This window comes from Xanthomonas sp. 10-10, assembly GCF_040182365.1.
GTDB lineage: Bacteria > Pseudomonadota > Gammaproteobacteria > Xanthomonadales > Xanthomonadaceae > Xanthomonas > Xanthomonas arboricola_F.
In genome coordinates this window covers 2,241,619-2,257,041 of record NZ_CP144460.1, presented here as the reverse complement: position 1 = coordinate 2,257,041, position 15,423 = coordinate 2,241,619, and the positions used below count along the sequence as shown (strand labels likewise).

The 15,423-nt window shown below is 64.6% G+C and carries 15 protein-coding genes and 1 tRNA gene; 5 read left to right on the top strand and 11 right to left on the bottom strand.

The annotated features are described in order from the left end of the window. Positions 1–432: 432 nt before the first annotated feature. Together VZ068_RS09635 and VZ068_RS09630 are read left to right on the top strand one after the other, a co-directional pair. Positions 433–2,388, top strand: coding sequence for an alkaline phosphatase PhoX (locus VZ068_RS09635; RefSeq protein ID WP_349657506.1), 1,956 nt, complete (start codon positions 433–435; stop codon positions 2,386–2,388). Positions 2,389–2,394: 6 nt separating this feature from the next. After that, entirely contained in the window at positions 2,395–2,724 is a 330-nt protein-coding gene (locus VZ068_RS09630; protein WP_349657797.1) for a hypothetical protein, read from the top strand. Between the two features lie 41 nt (positions 2,725–2,765). On the opposite strand, the gene VZ068_RS09625 is transcribed toward VZ068_RS09630, so the two are convergent. From VZ068_RS09625 to pcnB, 8 genes are all read right to left on the bottom strand, one after another. Then, on the bottom strand, positions 2,766–3,392 hold the full coding sequence (locus VZ068_RS09625) for an AAA family ATPase (protein WP_349657505.1): 627 nt from the start codon (positions 3,390–3,392) through the stop codon (positions 2,766–2,768). A gap of 3 nt (positions 3,393–3,395) precedes the next feature. Further along, positions 3,396–3,740: a type II toxin-antitoxin system prevent-host-death family antitoxin gene (locus VZ068_RS09620; RefSeq protein ID WP_259159724.1), complete on the bottom strand. Its 345-nt coding sequence runs from the start codon at positions 3,738–3,740 to the stop codon at positions 3,396–3,398. A 435-nt stretch (positions 3,741–4,175) separates the two neighbouring features. Beyond that, on the bottom strand, positions 4,176–5,690 hold the full coding sequence (pgi, locus tag VZ068_RS09615; RefSeq protein ID WP_349657504.1) for a glucose-6-phosphate isomerase: 1,515 nt from the start codon (positions 5,688–5,690) through the stop codon (positions 4,176–4,178). Then, positions 5,687–6,067 (bottom strand): aspartate 1-decarboxylase, encoded by a 381-nt coding sequence (gene panD / locus VZ068_RS09610; RefSeq protein ID WP_104582937.1) that lies wholly within the window; start codon positions 6,065–6,067, stop codon positions 5,687–5,689. Before panD ends, pgi begins: the two co-directional genes overlap by 4 nt. 176 nt (positions 6,068–6,243) lie before the next feature. After that, the gene (gene panC / locus VZ068_RS09605; RefSeq protein ID WP_349657503.1) at positions 6,244–7,086 is read right to left on the bottom strand and encodes a pantoate--beta-alanine ligase; all 843 of its coding nucleotides are present in this window, start codon (positions 7,084–7,086) and stop codon (positions 6,244–6,246) included. Further along, positions 7,083–7,898 (bottom strand): 3-methyl-2-oxobutanoate hydroxymethyltransferase, encoded by an 816-nt coding sequence (panB, locus tag VZ068_RS09600; protein ID WP_349657502.1) that lies wholly within the window; start codon positions 7,896–7,898, stop codon positions 7,083–7,085. Before panB ends, panC begins: the two co-directional genes overlap by 4 nt. Positions 7,899–7,933: 35 nt before the next feature. Beyond that, entirely contained in the window at positions 7,934–8,419 is a 486-nt protein-coding gene (folK, locus tag VZ068_RS09595; protein WP_349657501.1) for a 2-amino-4-hydroxy-6-hydroxymethyldihydropteridine diphosphokinase, read from the bottom strand. A 3-nt stretch (positions 8,420–8,422) separates the two neighbouring features. After that, entirely contained in the window at positions 8,423–9,790 is a 1,368-nt protein-coding gene (pcnB, locus tag VZ068_RS09590) for a polynucleotide adenylyltransferase PcnB (RefSeq protein ID WP_259159714.1), read from the bottom strand. Between the two features lie 48 nt (positions 9,791–9,838). Between pcnB and VZ068_RS09585 the strand changes: the two genes are divergently transcribed. Next, positions 9,839–9,913: transfer RNA gene (locus VZ068_RS09585), tRNA-Glu, on the top strand. A 432-nt stretch (positions 9,914–10,345) separates the two neighbouring features. On the opposite strand, the gene folE2 is transcribed toward VZ068_RS09585, so the two are convergent. Next, positions 10,346–11,275 carry a GTP cyclohydrolase FolE2 gene (gene folE2, locus VZ068_RS09580; protein ID WP_259159713.1) on the bottom strand — a complete coding sequence of 310 codons (930 nt, stop codon included), beginning with the start codon at positions 11,273–11,275 and terminating at the stop codon, positions 10,346–10,348. Positions 11,276–11,311: 36 nt separating this feature from the next. After that, complete coding sequence (locus VZ068_RS09575) at positions 11,312–12,463, bottom strand: N-acetylmuramoyl-L-alanine amidase (protein ID WP_349657500.1); 1,152 nt, start codon at positions 12,461–12,463, stop codon at positions 11,312–11,314. Between the two features lie 219 nt (positions 12,464–12,682). On the opposite strand from VZ068_RS09575, the gene VZ068_RS09570 reads away from it, so the two are divergent. Beyond that, positions 12,683–12,904, top strand: a complete 222-nt coding sequence (locus tag VZ068_RS09570; RefSeq protein WP_349657499.1) for a hypothetical protein — start codon at positions 12,683–12,685, stop codon at positions 12,902–12,904. A 517-nt stretch (positions 12,905–13,421) separates the two neighbouring features. Next, positions 13,422–13,856, top strand: coding sequence for a hypothetical protein (locus VZ068_RS09565; protein ID WP_259159710.1), 435 nt, complete (start codon positions 13,422–13,424; stop codon positions 13,854–13,856). On the opposite strand, the gene VZ068_RS09560 is transcribed toward VZ068_RS09565, so the two are convergent. Further along, a complete protein-coding gene (locus tag VZ068_RS09560; protein ID WP_349657498.1) occupies positions 13,840–15,339 on the bottom strand; it encodes an MASE1 domain-containing protein in 1,500 nt (499 codons plus the stop codon). The two genes, VZ068_RS09565 and VZ068_RS09560, sit on opposite strands and share 17 nt — an antisense overlap. Between the last annotated feature and the right edge of the window lie 84 nt (positions 15,340–15,423).

Below are 15,423 nucleotides of genomic sequence, written 5' to 3'. Positions count from 1 at the left end.
GATCCAGGTCTCCAGGGGTGTCTCCTGCCGCGATGCATGCGCCGCAGGCCTTCAGGCGGCGTACGCTCACGTGATTCAGCTACCCTGTCAACAACGCTCGCCCGTATGCCAAATGACGGGCAACTTATTGGGCCGGGCTATAGCCTTGGAATACCGGCAGCACCTGTCAAACCACGGAAAATCGCCAAATCCGGCGCGCCGCTTGGTCTTGCGCGACCCCGCGCTTTGCTGCATCGCACCACCGGGCCGAGGTCACAGTGCGCAGGCACCATGCCCTGCCTGGGGCAGGTCGCGTCCGCTTTCGCTGCAGCGTCCGAACCGGCGCCAACCGGTGAGCTCGCCGTCAAACAACTGTCATATCCCGGGCCTAGCGTGACCGCTTGCCGATGCGCCGTTGCCCATCGTTGATCGTTGCCTTTGCCTGGAGTTTCGATGTCCGCCTCCCCCGACCCCTCCCGTCGCCGCCTCATGCAACTGCTGGCGGCCGTCCCCCTGTTGCCGCTCGGCAGCGCCAGCGCCGCCGCGTTCCAGCAGCTGGGCAGCGCCGCGCTGGCGGCGCGCCCGCTGCGGCCTTCGGAAAACCCCACCCGTCTGGTCTCGGCCACTTTCCATGGCATGCCCGCGCCCAGCCTGGCCAACCCGGCCGCGATGGCCACCACCACGGTGGGCTCGGCGCTGACCGTAGCGCGTAGCGATGGCAGCACCCAGCGCTATGCACTGGCCTACCACCCGTTCTTCGTCACCGGCGACCAGGTCCCCGACGGCAAAGGCGGCACCGTGCTGGCCGGCGGCTATTACGACATCCAGCATCGCCCCATCATCGACCGCTCCAAGCCCGGCGCCGAACGCCCGTTCTTTTCCGACTGCCCGGACGGCTCATCGCTGCTGACCCTGCCCGATGCCAAGGTGCCCGGGGTCAAGGGCAACCATGTGTTTGCGGTAGTACAGTTCGAATACACCACCCGCGACCAGGCCGGCAACGACACCAACCGCCATCTGCCCGCGCCGATCGCGGTGCTGACGCTGGACCAGGACCCGGTCACCGGCAAGCTGTCGCTGGTGAAGTACCACAACGTCGACACCGCCCCGGTGCACGGGCTGTGGACCACCTGCGGCGCCAGCCTGTCGCCCTGGAATACCCACCTGTCCAGCGAAGAGTACGAACCCGACGCCACCGCACTGGCCGGCAACACGCAGTTCCGCAGCTACAGCACGCATCTGTACGGCGACCCGGACAAGGCCAATCCGTATCACTACGGCCATCTGCCCGAAATCACCGTGCACCCGGATGGAACGGGGAGCGTCCGCAAGCACTATTGCCTGGGCCGCATCTCGCACGAGCTAGTGCAGGTGATGCCCGACCAGCGCACCGTGCTGATGGGCGACGACGCCACCAACGGTGGGCTGTTCATGTTCATCGCCGACCGCAAGGCGGACCTGTCGTCCGGATCGTTGTACGTCGGCAAGTGGCACCAGACCTCCGGTGTCGGCCCGGGCGCGGCCACGCTGAGCTGGATCAAGTTGGGGCATGCCACCAGCGCCGAGATCCAGGCAATGGCCGACCGCCTCACCGCCGCCGACATCCTCGATGTGCATCTGAGCGACCCCGGCGATGCCAGCTTCACCAAGATCCCGTTCAACGGTACCTTCAACTGGATCCGCATCAAGCCCGGCATGGAAAAGGCCGCCACGTATCTGGAAACCCATCGCTACGCGGCATTGGCCGGCGGCAGCCTGGGCTTTACCAAGCTCGAAGGCACCACCGTCAACGCCCACGACAAGGTCGCCTACATGGCGATGTCCTACATCGTCACCAGCATGCGCAACGGCTCGGGCGACGTGAAGGTGGAAGGCCCGGATGCAGGCGCGGTGTATGCATTGAATCTGCGCGGCGGCCAGCGCGACAGCCACGGCGCGGCGATCCATAGCGACTGGGTGCCGATCGACATGGCGGCCCCGGCCGCGCTCACCGGGCATGACCTGGCTTCCGCCGATACACTGGGCAATCTCGCCGACCCGGAGCGCCTTGCCAACCCGGACAATCTCAAGTTCTCCGAAGCGCTGCGCACCTTGTTCATCGGCGAAGACAGCAGCCTGCACGTCAACAACTTCCTGTGGGCCTACAACGTGGACAGCGGCGCGCTGACACGCGTGCTGTCGGTGCCGGCCGGCGCCGAATCCACCGGCCTGCACGCGGTCGACCAGATCCACGGCTGGACCTACGTGATGAGCAACTTCCAGCACCCCGGCGACTGGGAAAGCCCGCTGCACGACACTGTCAAGGCGACGCTGAATCCACTGATCCGCGCCAACTACAAGAACCGCTTCGGCGCGGCGGTGGGCTACCTCACCGGCGACCCGGTGGCGGTGCAATTGAGCAAGGCGTAGGTGCAGATGGTGTGCTCGCAGTGCTGGCAAGGCGCTGCGAGCCGCATCGTCTTTCGTCCGTCGTATCACCTGCGCGACGGGCGCTTGCATGAGAACGTGTTGGTGTACGGCCATCACGCAGCGTCGAGGGCGCGGTGCCCTCACCGCTCGCGGGACACGCCGTTAACCCGTCCATGGGGGCTCGATGGCGGCATCCATGCCGCCAACGGTACCGCAAGCGGCGAGGACACCGCACCAGACAGTTGGCTGGTGGTCTTATTGAAAGCGATGCACGCCGGCCTGCAGCAGACCGGTGTGAAGTCGTTTACCAGCTACTTTATTTCCAACACGGTGTGAATCAGGCCGGCGGCTCGCGCAGGCAAGCCCGGATGCGCAGTTCAAAACACGCGACGCGTTTCCAGTGCCGCCATCACGATGGGCTTGGCCCAACCGGGCACCTGCGCCAATTCGTCGGGCGTTTGCGGATACTGCAGGCCGCTGCGGTCCAGTTCCAGCACCAGCAACGGCGCAGCCTGCCCTGCGGTATCGGCCGGTGCGCTGTTGTCGTAGACGTGTAGCACCGACAGATGCGGCAGCAAGGCGATCAGGTTGGCGCGCGAGGCATCGAAGCGCTCGCGGATCCTGTGCTCGGCGATCGCATGGCCACCCGCGGCTACCCGCGCTGCAACGCGTTCGATGTGCAGCTCCACCGTCGCCAGACCGCAGAACCAGATAGCCACCGTGTGCTGCGCACAGGCCTCGCGCAGCAAGCGCGGGATGGTGTTCGCGCCCAACGTGGTTTCGAAGGCATAGTCGCTGCCATCGGCCATCGCCTGGCGCAGCCGTCGCACGCCCTCCTGCCAGGCTTGCGCATTGGCATCTTCCAGTGTCCAGCCCTGCTCCACCAGCGCTCTGGTGAACGCATCCGGGTTGAACCAGCTGGCACCGTCTTCCCGCAGCAGGGTGCCCAGCAGCGAACTCTTGCCGGCGCCGTTGACGCCCGCCAATACCAGGATGTTTCCCATCGATCAGAGCGACGGTCCCAAGGCGACCTTGCGGCCACGGCGTGCGGGCTTGGCGATCACCTGGGCCAACACTGCGCCATCGACAACCGCGGCAAGATGCGCGTCGAATCTGGCCTGCAAGGCCTGCAGCGACTGCGCGCGCGTGGTCGCATCGGCAGACGCGCCGGCCTGCCGCACCAGATGCCGGTATTCCTCGGCATCCACCACCACCGCTTCGGGGTGATTGTGATTGGTGATGACGACCGCGCCGTGGGCGCGCACCTTGCGCATCAGGCTGGGCCAGCCCTTGATCTTGATATCGGCTGCCGGCGCTCTTTCGAGCTCGGGCAGGTCTTGATGGCGGGACATGGGGCGGTCCTGCGAAGTGGGTAGCTCCAGGCTACGCCAAAATGTCTATTTTGGGAAATTTATCCATTCTGGCCTCATTCCGCGAGGAGCCAACCAAAAGCAAGCAAGCGCAGCGAACAAAACGTAACGGGCGTTCGTCAGATAGGTGCAGGCGGCGCAGGAACCGGAATGGACAAGTGTTATTGCAGACCGATTCCGAGCACCGGCCGCGCTCGCCTGTCGGTGGTGCGACAGTTTTGTTGGCTGCTCCAAACCGTCACGGCCGGTCATCAGGTGGCTGAGGGAAGACGCACTCGGACCGGAGCATACGAGTGGCACGCGTCGCATCGAGCACCGGCTGCGCCCACCTGACAGCAAACGTAGTCGTGCGTGAGCCGCTCCAAACTGAAACGGGGCCCGCAGGCCCCGTCGCTTGATGCCACAGCTGTGAGCCGCTCAACCGCGCAGTTTGGCCAGTAGCTCGCGGGTCACCGGGTCGGCCACATCGGCGGCCTCGCCCTTCAATGCCGGCAGCAACTGGCTGGCCAGCTGTTTGCCCAGCTCCACGCCGAACTGGTCGAACGCATTGATGCCCCACATCACCGACTGCACGTAGACGCTGTGCTCGTACATCGAGATCAGCGCGCCCAACGCTTGCGGGGTCAGCGCATCGAGCAGGATCACCGTGCTCGGGCGGCCGCCCGGATAGCTGCGGTGCGGATCGCTGCTGTCCTGGCCGTTGGCCAGCGCTTCGGTCTGCGCCAGCACGTTGGCCATCAGCGCGACATGGTTTTCCGCATACGGATCGTCGTTGTGCACGGTGCCGATGAAATCGGCCGGCACCACGCTGGTGCCCTGGTGCAACGCCTGGAAGAAGCTGTGCTGCACGTCGGTGCCCGCACCGCCCCACCACACCGACACGGTGTCGCTGTCCACCGCAGAACCGTCGAGCTTGACCCGCTTGCCCAGGCTCTCCATCACCAGCTGCTGCAGATACGCCGGCAACAAGGCCAGGCGCTGGTCGTAGGTCATCACCGCATGCGTGGCGCTGCCGAGCAGGTTGCGGTTCCACACCGCCGTCAGGCCGTGCAGCACGGCAACGTTTTCTTCCAGCGGTGTGTCGAGCGCATGCGCGTCGAACTGCGCGGCGCCTTCCAGCAATTGTTCGAAACGTTCGAAACCTATCGCCAGGGCGATCGGGAAACCCACCGCCGACCACAGCGAATAACGGCCACCGACCCAGTCCCACATCGGCAGCACGCGGCTCGGCGCGATGTCGAAGGCCTTGGCGGCACGCTCGGGATTGGCACTCACCGCGTACAGCCGCTCGCTGCCGCCCAGCCAGGCGTGCAGGATGCCGCCATTGAGCAGGGTTTCCTGGGTGCCGAAGGTCTTGGAAATCAGGATGCCGGCAGTGCGAGCCGGGTCCAGCGTGGCCAGCGTGCGCTGCATCGCCGCGCCATCGACGTTGGAGACGAAATGCACGCGAAACCGCGCACCCGACGGCGCACGCAAGGCATCGGCCACCAGCCGCGGCCCCAGGTCCGAGCCGCCGATGCCGACGCTGACGATATCGGTAACGTCGGTGGCTTCGAGTTGCTGGATCAGCGCGCCCATGCGTTGGCGCACTTCCGCAGCGGTTGCATATGCTTCGGAGGCCACCGGCGCATCGGTCAGGTCGCCGCGCAACGCGGTATGCAATGCAGCGCGCTGTTCGGTGACGTTGACCTGCTCGCCGCGGAACAGGCGCTGGAACGCGCCGGCCAGGTCACGCTCGCGCGCGATCGCGAACAAAGCATCGAGCGCGGCGCGGTCGTACTTCTGCCGCGCGAAATTGAAATACAACGGACCGACCTGCCTGGCGTACTGCGTCGGCCGTTGCGGCTCGGCGGCAAGCAATGCGGGGATGGCAGCGCCGCGCAGGCGCTGGGCGTGGGCGTGAAGCGCGTCGAATCCGTTGGTGTGTGTCATGCGGCCTGCGTGGGGATGCTGTGGTTGGTGTGGGTGATCGTGTTGCTGCCGTCCACATATACCAGATTGGGCTTGAAGGTCTCGGCTTCGGCTTCGCTCATGCTGGCAAACGCCGCAACGATGATCAGATCACCGACCTGCACGTGACGCGCGGCGCCGCCGTTGAGCGAGATGATGCCGCTGCCTTCCTCGGCACGGATGGCATAGGTGCTGAAGCGCGCACCGTTGGTGACGTCCCAGATATGCACCTGTTCGAACTCACGGATGCCGGTGGCTTCCAGCAGCAGGCCGTCGATGGCGATCGAGCCCTCGTAATTGAGCTCGGAATGGGTGACGGTGGCGCGGTGGATCTTGGCTTTCAGCAGGGACAGGTGCATGACGGGCAACGGCAAAGGAAAGCCGGCATTTTAGCGGAAAGCGCTCGTGTGCACCGGCCTGCCCTATAACTGGAGGTAAGGGCTTCAGGCCGGCGTCGGACAACGCGCCGGTGCGCCGAAGCGCAGGCGCCGCCGGTCATGGCCCAATCCGGCGCATGCAGCAGCATTGGGACCGCTCAGAATTCCAGGTTGTCGATCAGCCGCGTGGTGCCCAGGCGGGCGGCGATCAAGACCACGCGCGCGCCGGCGTGGCTGTCGCCCGGCTCGCTCAGGTCGGGCAGCCGCACTACCGCGTAATCGACGCGGAAACCGGCCTGTTCCAGCGCCTGGGTGGCAGCCTCTTCGACCTGCGCACGCTGGGTGCCGGCAGCGTAGCTGTCGCGCATCTGCAGCAGCACCTTGCGGATCTGCGCCGACACCGGCCGATCCTCGGCCGACAGATATTGATTGCGCGAGCTCATCGCCAGGCCATCGGCCTCGCGCACGATGCTGCCGCCCAGGATCTCGATCGGAAACGCCAGGTCGGCCACCATCTGCCGGATCACCGCCAGCTGCTGGTAATCCTTCTTGCCGAACGCTGCCACATCCGGCTGCACCTGGTTGAACAGGCGCGCCACCACCGTGCAGACGCCGTCGAAATGGCCTGGACGGCACACGCCTTCCAGCACGTCGCTGACGCCCGGCGCGTGGATCGGCGTGGCCAGCGCGGTGCCGAGCGGATACATGGTGTCCACGTCCGGCAGCCATAGCGCATCGCAACCGGCGTCTTCCAGCCCGCGCAGGTCGGATTCAGGGGTGCGCGGGTAACGCGCGAAGTCTTCGTTCGGGCCGAACTGGGTCGGGTTGACGAATACGCTCGACACCACGCGGTCGGCGTACTGGCGCGCCAGCATCACCAGCGAATAGTGGCCGGCGTGCAGGTTGCCCATGGTCGGCACCAGTGCCACGCGCAAGCCCTCGCGCTTCCAGCCGGTGACCAGGGCGCGCAGGGCGGAAAGATCGGTAATGGTCTGGATCATGCGGCGTACGCGTGCTCTGCATCGGGGAAGCTGCCATCGCGCACGGCCTGGGCATAGGCACGCACCGCACCGGCCACCGAACCGCCTTCGGCCAGGAAATCCTTGACGAACTTGGGACGGCGATGGCCGCTGTCCAGGCCCAGCATGTCGTGCATCACCAGCACCTGGCCGTCGCAGCCCGGGCCGGCACCAATGCCGATGGTGGGCACGCTGAGGTCGGCGCTGATCTGCGCGGCGATCGGCGTGGGCACGCATTCCAGCACGATCATGCTGGCGCCGGCATCGACCACCGCCTGCGCATCGCGGCGCAACTGCTCGCCTGCCTCGCCGCGGCCCTGCACTTTGTAGCCGCCAAACCGCAGCACCGATTGCGGGGTCAGCCCCAGGTGCGAACACACCGGGATCTCGCGCTCGACCAGATAGCGGATCACCTCGAGCTTGTGCCCGGCGCCCTCGATCTTGACCATCTCCGCGCCGGCCTGCAGCAGCCGGGTGGCGGAGACCAGTGCGCGCTCGGGCGTGGCATCGGCCTGGAACGACAGATCGGCCACCAGCAAGGCCCGCTCCAGCACGCGTGCCACCGCGGCGGTGTGATAGACCATGTCGGCGGTGGTGACAGGCAAGGTGGAATCGTGCCCCTGCACCACCATGCCGAGCGAATCGCCGACCAGGATCAGGTCCACGCCATTGGCGTCGAAAGTCCGCGCAAAGCCGGCGTCGTAGGCGGTCAACATGACCAGTTTTCGACCCTCGCGCTTGGCCTGCGCCAAGGCGGGCACGGTCCAGGGCTTGCTGTCGGTATGGCTGCTCATGAAGTCATTACGTGGGGTGATAAGCCGGCCATTATCTACCCAATCGGCTCCAGCCCACAGACATCGATGGCCTGCAGGGCGTGTCGCACTGTTCCATGGCCCGGAATGATCGTCTCCGGCGCCAGCTCGAACAGCGGCAGCAGGGCGAAGCCGCGCGCGTGCAGATGCGGGTGCGGCACCTGCAACCGTGGCAGGTCGATCACCTGATCGGCGTACAGCAGCAGATCCAGGTCCAGCGTGCGCGGGCCCCAGCGCTCGCCGGCCTCACGCTGCCGGCCGAAGGCCTGCTCGATGCCCAGCAAGGCATCCAGCAGCGCCAGCGGGGCAAGCCCGGTCTGCAGCTGCGCCACGGCATTGATGAAGTCGGGCTGGTCTTCGCGGCCCCAAGCCGGTGTGCGGTACAGGCGCGAGGCGGCAATCAACGTGGACTGCGGCACCTCGCCCAGCGCGGCGATGGCCGCGCGCACGCTGGCCTCGGCCGGGCCCAGGTTGGCACCCAGGCCGACAAAGGCGGTGTGCATGCCCTACTCGCCTGCGGCGGCGCCGGTGCGGCGGCGGCGGCGGCGACGCTTGCGCGGCGCACCCTCGTCGCCGTCGTGATCGGCCTGCGCAGAGTCGATCGCATCGACCAGCTCCTGGCCGGACGATTTCTGCGCCTCGCGCCAGAACTCGACATCGGCAGCGTGATCGGCAGAGGCAAACTGGCGCAGCACCAAGAAGTCGAACGCGGCGCGGAAGCGCGGATGCGACAGGGTGCGGAACACACGCTTGCGTTGACGCGACGAGAAGCGCGTCTGCAGCAGCCAGATTTCCTGCATCGGCAACGAGAAGCGGCGCGGCAATGCCACCCGCTCCAGCTGGTGCAGGGTGACCCGGTCGGCGGCGCGACGCTGCGCATCTTCCGGCTGCACGCCCTGCGCCTGCAGCGCCATCAATGTGCGGCAGAACGCCGGCCACAACAGCAACGCAAACAGGAACGCCGGCGACACCGGCTCGTCGTTGGCCACGCGCGCATCGGTATTGCGCAAGCCTTCCAGCACCATCGCGCGCAAGGCGCCGCTACGGTTGGATTTGAGCGCCGCCGCACTTTCGGGGAACAGCGCGCCAAGCAGACCGTAACGCTCCAGGCCTTCGAAACTCGCCACGCCGTGCCCGGACAGGAACAGCTTGAGAATCTCTTCGAACAGCCGCGCCGGCGCGGCTTCGGACAACAGCCCGGCCAGACGCGGGATCGGTTCTGCGGTGCCGGCTTCGATGTCGAAGTTCAACTTGGCCGCCAGCCGCACGGCACGCAGCATGCGCACCGGATCTTCCTGGTAACGCAGCTCCGGGTCGCCGATCAACTTCATCAGCTTTGCCTGCACGTCTTCGAAGCCGCCGCAGTAGTCGCGCACCGAAAAATCTTCGATCGCGTAGTACAGGGCGTTGCAGGTGAAGTCGCGACGGATCGCATCGTCTTCGATGCTGCCGTAGACGTTGTCGCGCACCAGCCGGCCGTTATCCAGTTCGCGGTCGCCGCTGCCGTCGTCGATATTGGCGCGGAAGGTGGCCACTTCGATGATCTCGCGGCCGAACACCACATGCGCCAGACGAAAACGGCGGCCGATCAATCGGCAATTGCGGAACAGCGCCTTGACCTCTTCCGGCGTGGCGCTGGTGGCGACGTCGAAATCCTTGGGGTGGCCGCCGACCAGCAGGTCGCGGACCGCGCCGCCGACCAGATAGGCGCCAAAGCCGGACTCGCGCAGGCGATACAGCACGCGTAGCGCGTTGGGGCTGATGTCCTTGCGCGAAATGGTGTGCTGATCGCGCGGGATGACGCGCAGCGTGAACGGGGATGTAACTGAGGGTTCGATGATGGCGCTTCCGTCTTGTGTTGCAGGATTGCCCAACGGCTATTACCTCACTATACTAGCGCGCTGCACAAGACGCGACAAAACGCTCCCTTCGTCTAATGGTTAGGACGTGGCCCTCTCAAGGCTAAAACAGGGGTTCGAGTCCCCTAGGGAGCACCACGTTCGTCCTGCCGCAGACCACGCCAAGGCCCCGCATTGCGGGGCTTTTGCGTTGTTGGGCAGCGGTGACTGCCGCTGGCCCGGTGAAGCGCGATGATCCCTTCCCAGGCCAGACAAGCCCACCACCCATGCCAACGCCATCGATCCGATGTGCCCGGATGCGCCGATTGGCCGAGGCCGGTTACGGCGCCGGACACTGCGGGGTTGGCCTTGTCGCCGATTGCGCACCTCAGCTCTGCGGCTATCGTGCAACCTGGCGGCGGCGCGCGGGCTTGGCCCTGTCGATCACCCCACGACAAACAGCATGTAAGGCCCGATCAACACATAGACCTGCACGAGCGCGCGTCCGCATCGACGCAGCGTACGATCAACGTGGCACTTGCGCGCAGCGACGGCAGATCGAGGCGGATGTTTGCATTGCATGGCAACTCCTCACTGGGCGAAGGGATCAAACGCGTCGGCATCGGCATGACTGCCGGTTTCGGCGACGGCGTCGTGGGCATGCAGGCTTTCCAGGTGACGCACCGCCACGTCGAAGGCCGTGTAGCGCTCGGCCAACGCCATGCGCAGACGCCGCGCGGCATCTTCCACATACATCAGGTTGGCGCCATTCAAGCGGGCGAATGCCTGCTCGTCGATACGCCGTACCGCGGCCTGCACCGGCGTTGCCAATGCCTGTTCGCAGACGCCGATCAATGCGCGGATATCCAGCCGCTGCAGGCAGGCCAGCAGATCCACACGCACCTGCGCCACGCTGCGCTGACTGTGGGGCGTGGCGTACGAACCGTGCACCTGTAGCCACTGCGCAATGTCGTCCACCTGCAGCATGGCGCGACCTGCATGCTGCTGCACGAAGGCCTCGCTCAACAACTGCCGCGACAACGCGGCCGAACACGGGCAGGTCGAGGCATACAGCACGTCGATCTGCAGGCTGACCAGGCTGCGCCCTTCCCTGCATTGCGCGTCGATGCGTACCGGGTAGGCGCGCCACCCGGCCAGGCCCTCGCTGAGCAAGGCCGGCGTACGCAGCATCACCTCGAGCGACAGCGTCACCCGCGCCGCGCGGCTGCCGCAGTCGGCATGACTGTCGATCAAGGCCTGCAACAACTGCGACAACATCGCCGGCGAGACCGGCTGTTCCAGATGCCGATCCAGCAGGCGGTACAACCGCGACATATGGATGCCCTTGATCTCCGCGCGCGGCAGGTCGACCTGCACGCTGGCGCGGGCGGCGACGGTGCCACTGGGCTCGGCCTCGTCCAGGCGCACGGGGATGGCAATATCGTGCATCCCCACCCAGCGCAACGGTGCGCTCAACGTGGGCAGTTCGGTAACGGCAACATCGGGAAGCGTGGCGGACATTGATCGCTCTGAGAAAGGGAAGATGGCGATCGCGCCTCAAGCGCGACCGGGGAAGGCCTGGAAGTAATCGTCGATGCCCGCATGCAGCGTCTGCGCCAGCTCGTCCTGATGGGTACCGCCGCAAAGCCTGTTGCAATCGTCGCGATTGCTCATGAAGCCGGTTTCCACCAGCAACGACGGAATATCCGGCGACTTCAGCACCGCAAAGCCGGCCTGCCCCACCTGATCCTGGTGCAGGCGCGTCACCTGCTGCAGGCGGCCGAGCATCAGCTTGCCGAACTGCAGGCTGCTGGCGATGGTGCCGCTCAGCGACAGGTCGGCCAGCACCTGCGACAGCACCGGGTTGCTGGGCACGCGCAGGCGGCGTGCGCTGTCGCCCATGTCGTCGGCGGCGTTTTCGCTGTCGGCAATCCAGCGGGCCAGGGCCGAGCTGGCCCCGCTCTCGGACAAGGCGAATACCGAGGCGCCACGCGCCTGGCTGTTGGGCGCGGCATCGGCATGAATGGACACGAACAGATCGGCGTTGTGCCGATGCGCGAGCAGTACACGCTCGTGTAGCGGCACGAAGCGGTCGTCGCTACGGATCATGCTCGGCCGGTAACGCGGATCGGCCGCCAGGCGCTGGTGCAGCCGCCCGGCCACCGCCATGGCGACATGTTTCTCGTAGCGGGCATCCGCGCTGACCGCCCCCGGATCCTTGCCGCCATGGCCGGCGTCGATGGCGATTACGTACGGATGCAGGCGCGAGCGTGTGAACGCAGCCGCCGCAATAGCCGGATCGGCTGCGGACAACGGGACAGTGCCGGAAGCGGCAGCAAGATCGAATACCAACGCACTGCCTTCCCACTGCGGCGTGGCCGTCAGCGGCTGCGACAGATCGAGCACCACGCGTAGCCCGTCACCATGCGGGCCGCTGCGGATGGCAGCGACGGCGACACCTTCGGGCAATGGATCCATCTGCGGTGGCTGCGCCGAAATGCCCGACAGATCGATGACCAAGCGCGCCGGGTCGGACAGGCTGAAACTGCGGTAGGCGACCTGCGTACTCAAGGCGAGTCGAAGTCGCAGCCCCGCCTCCTGACGCTGCAGGGTGCAGTTGCGCAGCCGCGGCAGCGATTGTCCGTGGACCAGGCTCGGCGACAGCACCAAGGCTGCGCCGACGGTGCGCAGCACCTGCCGCCGCCTCATCGGGCCAATCCCGAGGGACCGACGCGGCCACCGCGGCACCTGGAGCACGGAAGGTTCGGCACGGTGACCAGGCAAATGACACTCTGCGGCAAGGAAAGCGACACGACGTGACCAGACTAGTGATGGATAAAGTGTTATAAAGTAACACTTACTGCGCAAAATCAAGCCTGCCGTGCCCCGCCAACGTCCTCACGTTCACGTTTACCGAAGAGCACCACGATGCCCCCCGCCATCCCCGACAGCTATACCGCCTGGCGCCACTGCATTGAAGTCGACTGCGCCCAGCCACTGACCGCGCCTTTCATCGCCCAACGGCTCGCCAGCCTGCGCGATCTCGGCGACCACCACACCCAGCAATTCCTGCGTCGCTGGGGCGAACCTCATCGTCGGCAGGTCATTGAATGGTTCGAGCATGCGCAAACCGCGCTGAGCACGTATTAATGCTTGGCCGGAGTGGAAGGACGACAAGTCGATTTATCACTCAAATATCTTCGACAACACATTTCAGCCCGAAAAAACCCAGTGACATTACTCGACAAATTCCCCGCGACGCTTTCATTGACGCCATGAAAAAGACCGGGTAACGACCATTCCCCACTGACGGGCAAGTCATCTGGCCGAGCCCGTGGATGAGCCTGATCCAGTCCCACACAGGATGCACACCTGTCGGTATGGGGATCGACGTGCCCCTGGACCGTGAGCTGGCACGGCGGATCCAGACAGCGTGCAGAAACACCAATAACCAACACCGGAAAGCACGCGCCGGAAAACCGGCACCACCTAAAGTGATATTGCTGCCATGCCTATTCGCATGCACGTCGCCGAGTCAACACATTGGCGCGACGCGTATCCAATGAAATTGGACTCGGCCCCTCACGGAACTACAGAGAAACACGTACCGTAGGCATGCCTGAATTGCAGGCTAGATAGTTCCCGATCAAGGGAAAAAGGCGAAGTCATGGAAGTGAAGGCAAAGCTAGCAATAAAGACTCTAGGTGCCCTCGCCGTCGCAATGCTGGCAGGTATCGGATCGGCAAATGCCTGCTGTCCAGGCGATGGTACGGTTGCCTCGCTGGCTGCTACAGGGCTAGGCGAGTCGGCACCGCGTGCGACTAACCTGGCAGTAGATCCGACATGGCGGATCTACGAGTTTCAACGCGAGGGAATGCTGTATCTGCAGATCAACGATGCAAGTGGCGTAGTCCGCGGTGCGGTCGGCCGTGCAGGCGAGCTTCTCTGGGTACTGCCAATGGGCAAGGACGTCAGTCGCGTCACAGCCTCGACCCTGGTGGTTCCGGCAACAGCACAGTTGGTATATCAGACCGACAATTTCACCGTGTATCTGATTCCGAGCACATCTGGAGAGCGCTGGATCGTCACACGGACGAAGTGACAGATGCCTGTTCGGCAACCAGGAAACTGAGGACCAACGCATGGCGGCGACGAAAAGTACCGCCATGCGCTTTCAGTCGCGTCCGCAATTCGTTGCTTGCCTCGGGCGCATCACGATGCACCACGTCCAGTAGAGAACTATCAGCGAAGATTCTGATCACCACCCCCTGTGCGTTACGACCTTTCCATGCACGGGCCTGTATGAGATGCCGCTTCGCCTGCGGAAGCATCTCTAACGCGTTCAGCACGCATCGATAGGCCGCCAGTTGCAAGCCCAGTGAAAGATTGCTGCAATTGCCACGCAACGCGTGATGGATCTCCGTGCCGTAAAAACGCGCCAATGCCGGTGAACGCAGGGCTTGATACACGCCATGAGTTTCGATCTCAAGCGGATACAGCCCGGCGACGTATTCGTGCAGCAGCTGCGACTCGATGACTCCCGCTCTGGTCAGTTCCATTGCTGCAGCATGGTGCCCACGTTCGCGTAGCTGAGCGACACACTCCTTGCGCAGTCGGTTGATGTGAACATTGATATCAGAGTAGTCCACAACGCGGTTGCGCAGAGTGCGCTCAGCCGCGAGATAACCGGCCTGAGCGAATTGCAATGCTTCCAACTGTACTTGGCCGTGGTTGCCAGCCTGTGCGTATACAGAAGCCAACTGCGAACCGAGGACAAATAGACCCGTCGCAATGACAGCGATCAGCAGCTGGACACTAAATAGTTCCGGGTCGTAAGCGGCAATCCCATATTTCGAGCGCGACAAGGCGGCAATAAGATTTGCCAGCAATGCACCAACCGCTGCGCCGCGCCAACCGTAGCGGAGCGTCAGAATGATCGCCGGCCCAACCAGCGACACCATCAAGACCTGTCGTAGCAGCGGCTCCGGAACGACATTGGCAGTGCAGAACAAAACTGCCATCGCCAATCCCGCGAGGGTACTGTCGCGCACCAGGTTGCTGCGCGGATCGCTTTCTTTACGCCGATGCCATAGCAGACCAGGCAACAGAAACATCAAGATGCCGAGATAGGACCCCAGCCATGTGCGCAACAAAATCTCCATGGGAGAACTGGCGACGGGACCGCCAAGCGTGGCATTCAGCGCCATGCCGCAAAGCGTGCTCCATAACGCCAGGAGCGCCATCAACGGAAGAATTGCGTTGCGGGTCATCACGTTCAGCGTGTGCCGACGGATCGCAGACACTGCAAGCGCAACTGCTGGTGCAAGCAGGAACGGGCTCATGTACGCCCACATCGGCGCGTAATCCCTTGTCTCCAGCATGGGGATGCGCAACCAAAGCATCGCGGCAGCATCTCCCGCTAGCAGGAACGGCCAGCGACGATACGGCATGAATAGAAGAGACGCCGCCCTCAAACCAGCGGGCAGATACCACTGGTCGACAGACAAATGCCAGACAAGTAGATAGACGACGCAATAGCCCAGACTGAGGAGAAGCCCTTCCGCCAGCTCTCTAACAACTGCCATGCAACCACTCCCTGGTTCTTCGACGAATTTTGCCTAGTGTGAAGCCAATTAGCACATCGCGTATAGCCGAAGCGCACAGATCGC